We start from the raw sequence: 14,641 nt of genomic DNA, 5'->3' as shown, positions 1-14,641 counted from the left end.
CGGCAGGGCCGGCGCTCCGTCGTTACCGTCATGTTCGTTTCGTCGAAGGTCACATCATGTCAACCAGCCTGTCCGAGGGCGCCGTGCGTCGCGACGCCGGCCCGCAGCGGCATGCGCGCGCGTCGCTCGCACGCCGGCGCAACCGTGCCGCACTGCTGTTCGTGCTGCCGGGTTTCGCGCTCTTCACCGTGTTCGTGCTGTATCCGATCGTCAGCAGCATCTGGCTGAGCTTCCATCAGTGGGACGGGATGACGCCGATGACGTACGCAGGGCTCGACAATTATCGCGAGCTGCTGCAGTCCGACACGTTCTACGTCGCGCTGAAGAACAACGTGCTGTGGCTCGTGCTGTTCCTCGCCGCACCGCCGCTCGGTCTCGGGCTCGCGCTGTACCTGAACCAGAACGTGTTCGGGATCCGGCTCGTGAAGTCGCTGTTCTTCGCGCCGTTCGTGCTGCCGGGCGTCGTCGTCGGCCTGGTGTTCTCGTGGTTCTACGACCCGACGTTCGGGCTGCTGAAAGTGATCGTCGGGCACGGGATCCCGGTGCTCGGCGATCCGCGCTATGCGACCTACGGCGTGATCGTTGCCGCACTGTGGCCGCAGATTCCGTTCTGCATGATCCTCTACCTGACCGGGCTCACGGGCATCAACAGCGAAATCGTCGAGGCAGCGCGGATGGAAGGCGCGCGCGGCTTCACGCTGCTGTGGCACGTGATCCTGCCGCAGTTGCGTCCCGCCACCTTCATGGCGGTGGTGCTGACCGTGATCGGCGCGCTGCGCAGCTTCGACCTGATCTCCGTGATGACGGGCGGTGGCCCGTTCGACAGTTCGACCGTGCTCGCGTACTTCATGGTCGACCAGGCGATCAAGTACTACCGCGAAGGCTATTCGGCCGCGATCGCGGTGGTGCTGTTCGCAATCATGCTCGTCTATATCGTGTGGCAGCTGCGCAAGCTGGTGCGCGTCGAATCATAAGGATCACGATTCATGTACCCGATGCCCGTATCACGCTGGGGAAGGTCATCCCGCCTGCTGTATCGCCTGTCGCTGCCGTGTGCGCTCGTGCTGTGGCTCGTGCCGCTGCTCGCGGTGCTGGTCACGTCGGTTCGTTCGACCGACGAGGTCATGGCCGGCAATTACTGGGGCTGGCCGAAACAGTTCGCGTTCGTCGACAACTACGGCACCGCGCTCATGCAGACGCCGATGCTCCACTACTTCGCGAACAGCATGCTGATCACGCTGCCGTCGGTTGCCGCAGCGATCCTGCTCGCGTCGCTTGCAGGCCATGCGCTCGCGAACTACCGGTTCCGCGGCAACGTCGTGCTGCTCGGGCTGTTCGTCGCCGGCAATTTCGTGCCGATCCAGATCCTGATGATTCCGGTGCGCCAGATCATGCTCGGCATCGGGCTCTACAACACCGTGTGGGCGCTCGTGCTGTTCCATACCGCGTTTCAGACGGGATTCTGCACGCTGTTCCTGCGCAACTTCATCCGCGAGCTGCCGTTCGAGCTGATCGAAGCCGCGCGCGTCGAGGGCGCGTCCGAGTGGGCGATCTACTGGCGCGTCGTGCTGCCGCTCGTGCGGCCGGCGCTCGCGGCGCTTGCGATCCTCGTGTTTACGTTCGTGTGGAACGACTACTTCTGGGCGTTGTGCCTCACGCAAGGCGACGACGCGGCGCCGATCACCGTCGGCGTCGCCGCGCTCAAGGGGCAGTGGACCACCGCATGGAACCTCGTGTCGGCCGGTTCGGTGCTCGCCGCGCTGCCGTCGGTCGCGATGTTCTTCGCGATGCAGAAGCACTTCGTCGCGGGGCTCACGCTCGGCGCGACCAAAGGCTGAATCCGTCCAACCCTTTCTTTTCCTGCCAGGAATCCACGATGCACCTCGGCGTTTGCTACTACCCCGAACACTGGCCGCGCGAGCAATGGGATCGCGACGCGCGGCGGATGGCCGAACTCGGCCTGACCCGCGTACGGATCGCCGAATTCGCGTGGAGCCGGATGGAGCCGGAGCCCGGCCGCTACGACTGGGCGTGGCTCGACGAAGCGATCGACACGCTGGCACGCCAGCGCCTGAACGTCGTGCTGGGCACGCCGACCGCGGCGCCGCCGAAATGGCTCGTCGACCGTCATCCGGAGATCCTGCCGGTCAGCGCGGACGGTGTCGTCCGGCAGTTCGGTTCGCGTCGCCACTACGACATCTCGAGCCCCGTCTATCGCGAACACTGCGTGCGGATCGTCGACGCGATGGCGCGGCGCTACGGCACGCATCCGGCCGTGATCGCGTGGCAGACCGACAACGAACTCGGTTGCCACAACACGTTGCCAAGCTACACGCGCGCGGCGCTGACGGGGTTTCGCGCATGGCTCGCCGCACGCTACGGCGACGTCGGCGCGTTGAACCGCGCGTGGGGCAACGTGTTCTGGAGCATGGAATATCGCGGCTTCGACGAAATCGAACTGCCGTGCCGTACGCCGACCGACGCGAATCCCGCCCACCTGCTCGACTTCCGGCGCTTTCAGTCGGACGAGGTCGCGCGCTTTCATGCGGTGCAGGTCGATGCGATCCGCGCGCATGCGCCGGGGCGCGACGTGCTGCACAACTTCATGGGCTTTTTTACCGAATTCGATCACTACGCGTTCGCACGCGGAGGGCTCGACGTCGCCGCGTGGGACAGCTATCCGGTGCCGCGCATCGAAGTGCTGCCGCTCGACGAGCAGGACAAGCACCGCTGGGCCCGCACGGGCCATCCGGACGTGTCGGCGTTCTCGCACGATCTGTATCGCGGGGTCGGCAACGGCCGGATGTGGGTCATGGAGCAACAGGCGGGGCCCGTCAACTGGGGGCCGCACAATCCGGTACCGCATGCGGGCGCGGTGCGACTGTGGACCTGGGAAGCGTTCGCGCACGGCGCGGAACTGGTGTCGTATTTCCGCTGGCGGCAGTATCCGCACGCCCAGGAACAACTGCATTCCGGGCTCAATACGCCCGATGACCGCCTGTCGCCCGGCGGGCACGAAGTGGCGCGCGTCGCCGACGAGCTGGCGACACTCGATCCCGCGCTCGTTGCGGGCGAACGCGCATCGGCACGCGTCGCGCTGCTGTTCGACTACGAAGCCGACTGGATGATCCGGATCCAGCCGCACGGCGTCGATTTCGACTATCAGCAGCATGCGTTCGACTGGTATCGCGCGCTGCGCGAGCTGGGGCTCGACGTCGACATTGTCGCGGCCGATGCCGATGTGTCGCGTTATGCGCTGGTCGTCGCGCCGACGCTGCCGGTTGTCCCGGACCGCGTCGTCGAGCAGGTTGCCGGCAGCGGCGCGCACTGGCTGTTCGGGCCGCGCACGGGGTCGCGCACGGCCGACTTCGCGATCGTGCCGGGCCTTGCGCCCGGCAAGCTGCGCGACGTGTTGCCGGTGCGGATCGCACAGGTCGAATCGTTGCGGCCGTCGCTCGCGCCGCGTGTCGTGTTCGACGGCGTGGAGGGCCATGCGGTGAAATGGCGCGATCACGTCGACACGGACGCAGCGGCCGGAATCGACGTGCTCGCGGCGTTCGACGACGGTGTACCGGCGCTGGTTCGGCACGCTCACGTGACGATGGCGACCGCGTGCTTCGATCGCGCGCTGTTGCGTGCGATCGTCGGCCGCTGCGCGCGCGACGCCGGATTGCCCGTGGCGGTGCTGCCCGACGCCTTGCGATTGCGTCGGCGCGGGCGTGTCGTGTTCGCGCTGAACTACGGCGAGACGCCGTGCACGGTGCCCGCGCCGGCCGGCGCGCGCTTCGTGCTCGGTGGCCCGGAACTCGACGCGGTCGACGTGGCTGCTTGGGTCGAGCCGGACTGACGCGATGCCATCGCTGCGGTCGCATTTCTCGGGCCTGGCCGGGATCACGCATTTCGTTCCGCTGTCCGCCGCGGCGCTGATGCTTGGCGTCGCGATGTCGTTTACCGCGCCGTACCTGTCGCTGTTCGGCGTCGAGGCGGCCGCGATGTCGCCGTTGCTCGCCGGTGTATTCATGACGCTGATCGCGGCGAGCGGCGTCGTTGCAAGCACGTGGGCCGGCCGCTGGTCCGATCGCCGCGACCGGCACCGTCCGCTGCTCGTCGCGTCGCTCGTGGCCGCCGCGCTCGGGTTCGCGCTGCTGTGCGTCATGCGCGCGCCGATACCCGTGATCGCGGTCGGCACGATCATGCTCGGCGCGGGCGCCGTGTCGCTGTCGCAGATCTTCTCGTTCGCGCGTGCGGTGCTGCCGGTCGACCATGACGCGCAGCGCGAACTGGCGTTGGCCGCGCTGCGCACGATGATGTCGGTCGCCTGGGTGTTCGGCCCCGCGCTCGGCGCGCTGATACTCGCGCAGACGGGCTTCACCGGGCTCTTTCTCGCGGCATCCGCCTGTTTTGTCGCGTGCGCGGCGATCGTCGCGCGCATTCCGGAACCGGCTCGCCGGCCGGCGCCGGTCGATATGGGCAGGGCCGCGACGACGCGCGCATCCGGCGGCGATCCGGTGCCGCCGCGCGAGGCCGCGCCGCGTGCCGTCGTGCTGCGCACGCTTGCCGCACTCATGCTGATCGGGCTGGCGGCGAACGCGACGATGATCGTGTTGCCGCTGTATATCGTGCGCGGGCTGGGCGGCACGCCGACCGACGTGTCGGCGGCGCTCGGTCTTGCCGCGTTGCTCGAGATCCCGATGATGCTGTGGCTCGGCATCCGTTCGGCGCGGCTGAACAAGGCGCGCTGGCTGACGGCTTGCGCGGCCGTGCATGCCGTGTACTTCGCCGCGCTCGCGACGGTGCCGCGTGTCGATGCGATCCTGCCGCTGCAGTTGCTGAGCGCTTGCGTGGTCGCGATCACGTCGTGCCTCGGCATGACGCGCGTGTGCGACCTGATGCCGACGCGTCCCGGCACCGCGACCGCGATGTTCTTCAGTACGGCGCGCGTCGGCTCGATCGTGTCGGGTGTCCTGTCCGGCGCATTCGTCGATCTGTTCGGTTATCGTGCGACGTTCGCGGGTTGCGGCGCGCTGGCCCTCGCGGCGCTCGTGTTGCTCGTTGGCGATGCGCGCGATCCGCGAGCCGGTGCGACACATTCAACAGATGCGTCGAAGCGGTCGAGCCGTCGCTTCGACGCACCGCGCTGACGCGCAGCGCACGCCGGCAGCGCGAAGCCCGCGAATCGCCTACGGCAGCGACGCGCCCCAGACCGCCGTCACATTGCCGCCGAGCCGCCATTCGTCGAACGGGCGGCGCGGCGCGATGATCGCCGGCAGACGCGGGTCGTGAAAGCGCGCGTAGTACGGCTCGACCCAGCTCAATTCGTCGCGGAACGTCCACAGAAACAGATCCTGCTTGATCGGCGTGATGGCCGTGAAACTCGCGGGATTTTCCACCGCGTCGATCACGAGATTCGCGAGGCGGCTGATCGCGCCGTTGTTTTCCCGGTAGAGATCGATATGGCGCCGCTGCACGAGTTCCGCCGCGAACACGAGCGGGAGCAGCGCGAAGGTGTGATAGTGCAGCGCGCGGTTGCCGCGTTTGACTTCCCGCGCGAGCGCGCCGTCGGGGCCGATGTCGCGGATGCCTTCGCGAACCCGCAGCAGCCCCGAGTCGATCAGGCTCGCGTTGCCGGTCACGGTGCCGATCGCGATCAGGTCGAGACCGGCCCAGTACACGAGGTTGTTGTGCAGGTGGTTGATCGCTTCCGAATCGCGGGTGGCGATCGCGATGCGTTCGAGCCACGGATCGATCGCGTCGAAGCGCGCGCGATTCGCATCGCGCACGTCACGCGGCATGCGCAGGATCACCATCGCGAAGTCGGTGCCGGCCCATGAGCGCTCGTAATAGCCTTGATACCCCGAGATCCGGCCCATCAGCGCATCGGCCTGCGCCCAGCTTTCCAGCAGGCTCAATGCGCAGGCCCAGTCGCCTTTGTCCGCCGCCGTGTTGAGCCGGGAAATGAAATCGCGCATCGGCTTCGCGGCGCGCGCATAACCGGCGGCGTCGTCGTAGTAGCCGGGCGGATCGATCGTCGTCACGGCCGCCGGTATGTCGCAGGCGTGGGCGGATGGCACGGCGCAGAAGATCGCGCCCAGGGTGAGCAATGCGGCGAACAGCGGTCGGGTCGACATGCGGCGCATACGGTCCTCGGGGGTGAGAGGGTGACGGTGGTGTCGCAAACGCGTAAGCCGGTATCGCGATCGCGGCGTAAAGGCCGCAACCGGCTCCGCCAATCTGGCCGCAGGTAACGCCGCGACGCCGAACGCGCTCGATCACGCACGATGCGACGCCGGGACCGCGTGGTGCGCGGCCGCTCCCGGGCCGCACGCAGTCTAGCGTTTCCGTCTTTCATCCGCCTTTCCCGACAGCAATGGGAATTGGCCCGATCGATGCGCGCGTGCACCGTCTCCAGCGCCCGGAACCCGGGCTTCGCCCACCCGTGCGCCCCTGCGCACTTTTTTAAAGACCGCGCCACGTTCGCCCGGTATGATCGCTGCGCTCGCGAACGACGCCATCGGCCAGTGCATTCCGACTCGCGCGCAACCAGCATCACCAAAACGACAACACGGGGCGGACGCCGGCGGCGCGTCGCGCCACGATCGGGCCGAATCGGCCCCAGCACGACGGAGCATGGAACGATGGTAACGGGGACGAGGGCGGCGCGACGCGCAATGGCGGTCGCTGCCGGGGGAGCACTGTGCGTGGCGGCAGCAGGCGGCGCGCACGCGCAGGCATCGGGCGCAGCATCGGCGCAGCAGCCCGACGCGGCGGCGGCCGTGCTGCCGCCGATCGCCGTGAAAGGGAAGGCCGACGGATCGTCCGTCGGGCTCGTCGGGTTGCGCACCACGGCGGGCACGAAGACCGACACGCCGGTGGCCGAGATCCCGCAGACGATCAATATCGTGACCGCGCAGCAGATCGAGATGACCGGCGCGGCCGACCTGAACCAGGCGTTGCGCTACGTGCCGGGTTTCGCGACGTTCGGCGCCGACAGCCGGACCGACTGGTATGCGGCGCTGCGCGGCTTCACGCCGACGCTGTACGTCGACGGCGTGGCCGCGCCGAATACGGCCGTGATCGCGAACTGGCGCGTCGACCCGTATACGATCGACTCGATCGCGGTGCTGCGCGGGCCCACGTCAGTGCTGTACGGCGCGGGCGAGCCCGGCGCGATCGTCGACGCGCACACGAAGCTCGCCGACGGCGAGCGCGTGCGCGAGGCCGGCGTGCAGATCGGCAACGATGCGCGCAAGCAGGTCATGCTCGACGTCGGCGACACGCTCGACCCGGACGGCCGGTACGCGTATCGCTTCGTCGGCGTGGCCCGGGACGGCAACGCGGTGACCGGCCCGAACGGCGACCGGCGCGTCGCGCTGGCGCCGTCGTTCCGATGGCGACCGAATGCCGACACGTCGCTGACGTTCTCCGCGACCTTCCTGCAGGACAGCGGCGATATTTCGTCGAACTTCCTGCCCGCGTCGGGCACGGTGCTGCCGAACCCGAACGGGCGCCTGTCGCAGGACATCTACATGGGCGATCCCGGGTTCAACGACTACCGCAAGAAGCAATGGTCGCTCGGCTACGCGCTGGAGCACCGCGTGAACGCGATCTGGTCGCTGCACCAGGACGTGCGCTGGTCGCGCCTGTCGCTCGACGACGCGACGGTGTTCGGCAACGGCCTGGCGCCCCGCAGCACGACCAACATGATGCGTTTCGCGGGGCTGTTCCAGCTCAACTACAGCCGACTCGATATCGACAACCACGCGCAGGCGCGCTTTGGCACCGGGCCGCTCGAACACACGCTGCTGTTCGGCCTGCAATTCGACCGGCAGACGACGACCAACAGCGTGTGGCTCGCGCTGGCGCCGTCGCTGAACCTGTACAACCCCGTCTATCGGCCCGTCACGGCCGCGATCTTCTCCGGCCCGACGTCGCTCGGCCACGTCGACCAGTACACGGCGATGAACGGATTCGGTGCGTACGCGCAGGACCAGATTCGCTGGCAGCGCTGGACGCTGACACTCGGCGGTCGCGAGGACTGGGTCAATGCGCGGTTCGACGACCGGACGGCCGGCATGCAGAAGCAGCAGGACGTCAGTGCGTTCTCCGGGCGCGTCGGGCTCACCTATGAGGGTGACGCCGGGTTGTCGCCGTACCTGAGTTATTCGACGTCGTTCGATCCGGTGATCGGCGTGCGGCTATATGGTGGCGGCTTGCCGAAACCGACGCGCGGCACGCAGACGGAGGCCGGGCTGCGCTGGCAGCCGCCCGGCCGGAACCTGATGCTCAACGCGGCCGTTTATCAGATCAACCAGACCAACGTCGTGACGCCGACGCCGGTCAATCTCGACCCGACCGGCACGTCGTCCGTGCAGACGGGCGAAGTGCGCTCGCGCGGCATCGAGCTGAGCGCGGTCGGCAAGCTGACCCGCGAGCTGTCGATCGTCGCGTCGTATGTCTATCAGGACGTCAAGAACGTGAAGGCGAACGATGCGTCGCTGAACAACTGGCCGGTGGCCGTGCCGCTGCCGAGGCAGATGGCGTCGCTGTGGGCCGACTGGACCTGGCGCACGGGGGATCTGTCAGGCCTCGGGATCGGCGGCGGCGTGCGCTACCAGAGCGCGTCGGCCGGCGCGCCCGACAACGCGCTGACGGTGCCGAGCACGACGCTGTACGACCTGGCGATGCACTACGAGATGCGGCACTGGCGCCTGGCCCTGAACGTCGCGAACCTGTTCGACCGGCGTTACGTCAGCGGCTGCCAGTCGTATGCCGTGTGCGTGTTCGGCAACGAGCGGACCGTGCTGGCCACCGCGAAATACAACTGGTAAGCGCGGTAGTCGCGATCACGCCGAGCCGGCCTACGCGTCGCGCTGCGGTTCCCGGGTCGCGGCGCGCCCGCCCGCCTGGCGCTGGCGCCGCCACTCGGTCGGCGTGATGCCGAAACGTTCGCGGAACGCGGTCGCGAAATTCGCCGGCGTGGAAAAACCGATTTCCTTCGCGATGCTGGCAATGCTGAGCGATGTCGAATCCAGCAGATCCTGCGCGATCCGCAGCCGCTCGACCCGCAGATACTCGAACACCGTCTGGCCGAGATTGTCGCGAAACGCGCGCGACAGCCGCTTTTCATGCGTGCCGACCGCGCGCGCCAGCTGCTCCACCGTCGGCGGATCGTTCAGCGTTCGGGACAGGTGGCGGATCGCCGCACGCACGATGATGTCGTCGTCCTTGCCGGCCGCGAACGGGCTTTCCGCGTCGGCGGGCCGGTCGCGTTTCGTCCGTGCGAGCTGCACGCGAATCCGTGCCAGCACTTCCGCCGGCTCGAACGGCTTCACCACATAATCGACGCCGCCGATTTCGAGCCCCTCGAGACGTTCGTGCAGTTCGCCGGCCACGGTCAGGAAGATGACCGGAATCGCGCTCGTCAGCGGATCGGCGGCGAGCAGCCGGCACGCGGTGAACCCGTCCATGCGCGGCATGCGCACATCCATCAGGATCACGTCGGGCATCAGCGCCTGTGTGCGCTGGCACGCCTGCGACCCGTCGAATGCGATGCTGATGCGGCACCCCGTGCTGCGCAGGATGTCGATCAGCAGATGCAGCTGGTCGGGCTGATCGTCGACGATCAGGATATGGGCGTCACTCAATGCGGAGATCGATGGAGGCATCGTGCACCTGTTCTGGAAATAATGCTGGCTGCGTTCCCGCGGGTGGCCGGCCCGGTTCGGGGAAATCCTGGGAAGCTGCTCCATGACGACGCGCACACGCGTCGCACGCTCGCATCGACAATCGGATTGCGCCGGACTGCGCGACGGGCAACCGGTCGGCGCGTTACCTGGCGTTCGTTGTTCTGATCACTGAGCCGGTAAAGACGCGGAGCGTTGCCGTCGTCGCGCCTGGAATGCACGCGGCTGCCGGTATCGATGCGAGCGGAATTGTAGGAGCATATTTCGATTCCCGCCAGATGGGTCGGCTCTATTCCCTTCATTCCGTTTCAACGATTATTCGCCATATGCTGCGGATCGCGCCTGAAGTGTCGGCCGTTGATGTTGGTCAATACCCGTGACTTGCGTGTGTGTTTCGTGCGGAATCGCACGGTAGGGCGGTTTTCCGGCGACGATTTGTTTGGTGGCATTTAATCTGAATCCGCTTCGGCAAAGTATTTATCCGCTTCTAAAAACATTTGGATTAATCGCGATGAGTGTAAAACGTTTGCGAGATATCTATATTTAACGCAACTCATTGAATATATTGAATTTTACAATCTATAAAGAATGTTGCCTTCAATAATTTTAGATCGTGTCTCATAATTCGTCCGACTTGAACGAGGGGTGATGCAGGAAAACGGAAGCCACAGCGAATCGTGACGGACGTTGCGTGACCCAGGTCCGAAGCATCAATTGATGCTGCCGAGATGAATTAAAAGAAACGGGATGGGTCGCGGTCGGCGCGGCATCGAATCAGGGTTGTTTATAACGGCGGGTTGAATCTCCGGATTCAGTCGGGGGATGGCTCGTCCATAAATAACAATCTGCATTGCTAATTGAGTTGTCGAATTAACGGAACGGGCCGTCAAACGAACGGCGTGCCCGGGCCTTCGAACGCCCTGTCGATACGGACGGCCGATACGTGCTGCCTTCGACAAGGCCGAACCGGGTATCGGAATCAGGTTCCGCACGAAAGTCGCAATCGAAATCGAAGTCGAAGCTGTCGATAAAAGTAAGTAGTCCAAATTCAAACCAGACGCTACAAAACGGAGCAGAAGACCATGAAGAGGAAGCAGATTTCGGCGCTCGCCGCCGCCATGTTCACGGGTGCCGGTGTCCTGATCGCGGGAGCCGCGCATGCGGACAATTTCGTCGACCGCGGCAACCCGGACAACGCGTTGAACGGCCAGTGCATCGACGGGACGAACCCGCTCTGCGTCGCAACGAAGAGCGGGAGTTTCGTGGCGGTGAGCACCGCGAACGTGACGCAGGGGACGAATGCGAAGGCCGGCACCAGCGGCATCGCGATCGGCGACCAGTCGAACGCGAGCAGCAACGGCGGCACCAGCAGCGGCGGCGCGATCGCGATCGGTGTCGGTTCGCAGGCGCTGGCAAACTCGTCGACCGCGATCGGCACGGTGGCGGTGGCGCAAGGCAATACGGCGCTGGCGGTCGGCCGTCAGTCCGCCGCGATCGGCGATTTCTCGATGGCGATCGGCAACGTCGCCGATGCGCACGGCACCAGCTCGATCGCGCTCGGCCACTCGGCGCTGGCCAGCGGCGATCGCTCGATCGCGATCGGCGGCGCGAATCCGACGTCGAGCGACGGCGTCTCGAGCGGCGCCGCGTACGACGCGGCGACGCAGACGCGCGCCGGCGGCACGCAATCCGTGGCGATCGGGGCGGGCGCGCAGACGAACGACAACAACCAGGTGGCGATCGGCTCGGGTAGCGTCGGCGCGAACAACGGCGGCACGCCGGTGTTCGGCGGCACGGCCGCACCGGTCGGCGGCGCGGTGTCGTTCGGCGCGCTCGGCAAGGAACGCCAGCTCAAGAACGTCGCGGCGGGGGCGGCCGACACGGACGCCGTCAACGTCCAGCAGCTGAAGAACGTGAACAGCACGCTCAGCACCGGCATCGGCAACGTCGATGCGCGCGTGACGTCGGTCGGCAATTCGCTGTCGACCACGATTTCGAACGTCGACCAGCGCGTGACCAATGTGGGCAACAGCCTCAGCACGAGCATCGTGACGGCCACGCAGAACGTCGTGAAATACACCGACGCTTCGCATGCGGCGATCGCGCTCGACGGCAGCAACGGCACCACGATCGGCGGGCTCGCGGCCGGTGTCGCCGATACCGATGCGGTCAACGTCGGCCAGTTGAAGGGCAGTGTCGCGCCGCTGCAGACGTCGATCTCGACGGCGGCCTCGAACATCACGAACCTGCAGGGCAGCGTCACCGGCATCAATACGTCGCTGAGCACGGCGGCGTCGAACATCGGCAGCCTGCAGGCGGCCGATACGCGCAACGTGAAGTACGACGGCCCGAGCGGGTTCGACTCGGTGACCTTCGCCGGCCCCAACGGCACCACGCTGCACAATGTCGCGGACGGCAAGGACGTGCACGATGCCGTCAACGTCGGGCAACTGAACGGCGGCCTGGCATCGCTCAGCACGAGCGTGACGAACAACCTCAGCACGACGCTCGGCAACCTGAGCACGTCGATCACCAGCCAGATCGGCGCCGCGACGAAGAACGCCGTGCAGTACGACGACGACGCGCACAGCGGCGTCACGCTCGGCGGCACGGGCGCGCAGGCGCCGGTCGGCCTGCACAACGTCGCGGACGGCATTGCCGCGGGCGACGCCGTGAACGTGGGCCAGCTCGGCAAGGCGACCAGCACGCTCAATCAGTCGATTACCACGCTGGGCAACCAGGTAACGACGAATACGGGCAACATCGCCGCGCTCCAGCAGGACGCGCTCCAGTGGAACCCGAGCCTCGGCGCCTACGATGCGAGCCACGGCGGCAACGGCCCGCAACTCATCAGCAACGTCGCGGCCGGCAAGAAAGGCACGGATGCCGTCAACGTCGACCAGTTGACCGCGGCGGTTCAGAACGGCACGAGCCAGCTCGATGCGCTGGCCGTGAAGTACGACGATGCAAGCAAGCGGCAGGTGTCGCTCGGCGCGGGCAACGGCGGGAGCCCGGTGCGCGTGACCAACGTCGCGGAAGGCAACGTGGCGTCCGGCAGCACGGACGCGGTGAACGGCGCGCAATTGCGCCGCGCGATCGACGGCACCGCGGCCGCGCTGGGCGGCGGCGCGACGGCGAATCCGGACGGCTCGATCAGCGCACCGTCCTACAAGGTCGGCGGCGGTTCGTTCAACAACGTCGGCGACGCGCTGACGAATCTCGACGGCCGGGTCGGCAGCAACACGACGACGCTCGAGAATCACGAAACGCGGCTCGGCAATGCGGAAGCGAACATCGCCGGCAATACCGCCGCGATCGCCGGGCTGCAGCAGGACGCGCTTCAGTTCGACCCGAAACTCGGTGCGTACAGCGCGGCGCGCGGCGGTGCGCCGACGAAGCTGACGAACGTGGCCGACGGCAACGTCGCCGCGGGCAGCACGGACGCGGTGAACGGCGGCCAGTTGTCGGGCGTGAAGTCCGATCTGCAGCAGCAGATCACGCAGGTGTCGAACCAGACCGGCGAAGCCGTGAAGAACGTCGTCAAGTACGACGTCGACACGAACGGCAACCGGTTGAATTCGGTGTCGCTCGTCGGCGGCGACGCGAACTCGGCGGTCGTGCTCAAGAACGTCGCCGCGGGTACCAGCGACACCGATGCGGTGAACGTGAAGCAGTTGAAGGACGTGCAGTCGAACCTCAACCAGCTCGGCGCGCTCGCGGTGCAGTACGACGACAGCTCGAAGAGCACGATCACGCTCGGCGGTGCCGGCGGCACGCGCATCACCAACGTGCAGGCAGGCACGCTCAGCGCGACCAGCACGGACGCGGTGAACGGCTCGCAGCTCTACGCGACCAACCAGCAGGTCTCGAAGAACACGACCGACATCTCGAACCTGCAGGGGAACGTGACCAGTATCGCGAACGGCAAGGCCGGCCTCGTGCAGCAGCAGGATCCGAACGGCGCGATCACGGTCGGGAAGGGCTCCGGCGGCACCAGTGTGAACTTCTCCGGCACGGCGGGCGACCGCACGCTGACCGGCGTCGCGGCGGGCGTGAACGACAACGATGCGGTCAACGTCGGCCAGTTCAACAATGCGCTGAAGAACGTGGCGGCCAACGACCAGATCCGCGCGGCGGTAACCGACGCGAACACGACGTGGATCGCGCGCGCCGATGCGGGAGCGATCGGGTCGACGGCGACCGCAACCGGCAAGAACGCGGTGGCGGTCGGTCAGGGTTCGGTCGCCGATCGCGACAATTCGTTCTCGGTCGGCGCGAAGGGCAGCGAGCGCCAGATCACGAACGTCGCGGCCGGGACGGCGCCGACCGACGCGGTGAACGTGCAGCAGATGAACGACAACCTCACGTCCGCTTCGACGCAGGCGAAGAACTACACCGACCAGCGCATCGGGCAGGTGTACAACTCGTTCAACGACCTGAAGAAGGACATGTACGGCGGCGTCGCGTCGGCGATGGCGGTGGCCGGACTGCCGCAACCGACGGGCGCGGGCCGCTCGATGGTGTCGGCGGCGACCTCGAACTATCACGGCCAGCAGGGCTTCGCGGCAGGGTACTCGTACGTGACGGAGAGCAACCGCTGGGTCGTCAAGGCGTCGGTGACGGGCAACACCCGCTCGGACTTCGGCGCGGTGGTCGGCGCGGGTTATCAGTTCTAGGAGGAACGTAAGTTCCTGGTGTAGGGATGGACTCGAATTTTCTGGCTAAATCAGTGATTTAGCCCGGATTTTCGGGTCTTTTTTCGTTTGCGCATTTTTCGATCCGGGCGGAACGTGCCCAATCGGTAAAAAATGGGCTCCGTTCGTCGAGTGGAGCCTGGCGTGACCCGATACGCAATTCGCGAGGTTCGTCTCGAAAGCGGCGAACGCGTTCCGTTCCTGGTGTACGGAGATCCGGTTGGGCTGGCCGCCCGGCAAGGGCAGGGATGTGCGTTCGTTGGA

At 66.6% G+C, this 14,641-nt stretch carries 8 protein-coding genes; 6 read left to right on the top strand and 2 right to left on the bottom strand.

What is annotated here, in order from left to right:
* Positions 1–56: 56 nt before the first annotated feature.
* Genes ACTRWB_RS17045 through ACTRWB_RS17030 form a run of 4 tightly spaced genes read left to right on the top strand, consistent with a single transcriptional unit; the run spans position 57 to position 5,141 of the window.
* Positions 57–974 carry a carbohydrate ABC transporter permease gene (locus ACTRWB_RS17045; RefSeq protein ID WP_446902595.1) on the top strand — a complete coding sequence of 306 codons (918 nt, stop codon included), beginning with the start codon at positions 57–59 and terminating at the stop codon, positions 972–974.
* A 12-nt stretch (positions 975–986) separates the two neighbouring features.
* Positions 987–1,838 (top strand): carbohydrate ABC transporter permease, encoded by an 852-nt coding sequence (locus ACTRWB_RS17040; protein WP_446902594.1) that lies wholly within the window; start codon positions 987–989, stop codon positions 1,836–1,838.
* Positions 1,839–1,876: 38 nt separating this feature from the next.
* Complete coding sequence (locus ACTRWB_RS17035) at positions 1,877–3,847, top strand: beta-galactosidase (RefSeq protein WP_446902593.1); 1,971 nt, start codon at positions 1,877–1,879, stop codon at positions 3,845–3,847.
* A 4-nt stretch (positions 3,848–3,851) separates the two neighbouring features.
* Complete coding sequence (locus tag ACTRWB_RS17030; protein WP_446902592.1) at positions 3,852–5,141, top strand: sugar efflux transporter; 1,290 nt, start codon at positions 3,852–3,854, stop codon at positions 5,139–5,141.
* 39 nt (positions 5,142–5,180) lie between these two features.
* On the opposite strand, the gene ACTRWB_RS17025 is transcribed toward ACTRWB_RS17030, so the two are convergent.
* On the bottom strand, positions 5,181–6,128 hold the full coding sequence (locus ACTRWB_RS17025; protein ID WP_446902591.1) for a mannuronate-specific alginate lyase: 948 nt from the start codon (positions 6,126–6,128) through the stop codon (positions 5,181–5,183).
* A gap of 507 nt (positions 6,129–6,635) precedes the next feature.
* Here ACTRWB_RS17025 and ACTRWB_RS17020 point away from each other — a divergent pair.
* A complete protein-coding gene (locus tag ACTRWB_RS17020) occupies positions 6,636–8,828 on the top strand; it encodes a TonB-dependent siderophore receptor (protein ID WP_446902590.1) in 2,193 nt (730 codons plus the stop codon).
* Positions 8,829–8,858: 30 nt separating this feature from the next.
* Here the strand turns inward: ACTRWB_RS17020 and ACTRWB_RS17015 are convergent, their stop codons facing one another.
* On the bottom strand, positions 8,859–9,665 hold the full coding sequence (locus ACTRWB_RS17015) for a response regulator (RefSeq protein WP_446902589.1): 807 nt from the start codon (positions 9,663–9,665) through the stop codon (positions 8,859–8,861).
* Positions 9,666–10,765: 1,100 nt separating this feature from the next.
* On the opposite strand from ACTRWB_RS17015, the gene ACTRWB_RS17010 reads away from it, so the two are divergent.
* Positions 10,766–14,359, top strand: coding sequence for a YadA family autotransporter adhesin (locus ACTRWB_RS17010; RefSeq protein ID WP_446902588.1), 3,594 nt, complete (start codon positions 10,766–10,768; stop codon positions 14,357–14,359).
* Positions 14,360–14,641: the final 282 nt, after the last annotated feature.

This window comes from Burkholderia sp. YIM B11467 (genome assembly GCF_052952715.1).
The sequence above is the reverse complement of the archived record's forward strand: the minus strand, read 5'-3'. Positions and strand labels throughout refer to the sequence as shown.

What these genes read in the sequence shown, in the direction of transcription:
- ACTRWB_RS17030 (WP_446902592.1), top strand. Translation starts at nt 3,852, where the DNA reads ATGCCATCGCTGCGGTCGCATTTCTCGGGCCTGGCCGGGATCACGCAT.
- ACTRWB_RS17010 (WP_446902588.1), top strand. Translation starts at nt 10,766, where the DNA reads ATGAAGAGGAAGCAGATTTCGGCGCTCGCCGCCGCCATGTTCACGGGT.
- ACTRWB_RS17020 (WP_446902590.1), top strand. Translation starts at nt 6,636, where the DNA reads ATGGTAACGGGGACGAGGGCGGCGCGACGCGCAATGGCGGTCGCTGCC.
- ACTRWB_RS17015 (WP_446902589.1), bottom strand. Translation starts at nt 9,665, where the DNA reads ATGCCTCCATCGATCTCCGCATTGAGTGACGCCCATATCCTGATCGTC.
- ACTRWB_RS17045 (WP_446902595.1), top strand. Translation starts at nt 57, where the DNA reads ATGTCAACCAGCCTGTCCGAGGGCGCCGTGCGTCGCGACGCCGGCCCG.
- ACTRWB_RS17025 (WP_446902591.1), bottom strand. Translation starts at nt 6,128, where the DNA reads ATGTCGACCCGACCGCTGTTCGCCGCATTGCTCACCCTGGGCGCGATC.
- ACTRWB_RS17035 (WP_446902593.1), top strand. Translation starts at nt 1,877, where the DNA reads ATGCACCTCGGCGTTTGCTACTACCCCGAACACTGGCCGCGCGAGCAA.
- ACTRWB_RS17040 (WP_446902594.1), top strand. Translation starts at nt 987, where the DNA reads ATGTACCCGATGCCCGTATCACGCTGGGGAAGGTCATCCCGCCTGCTG.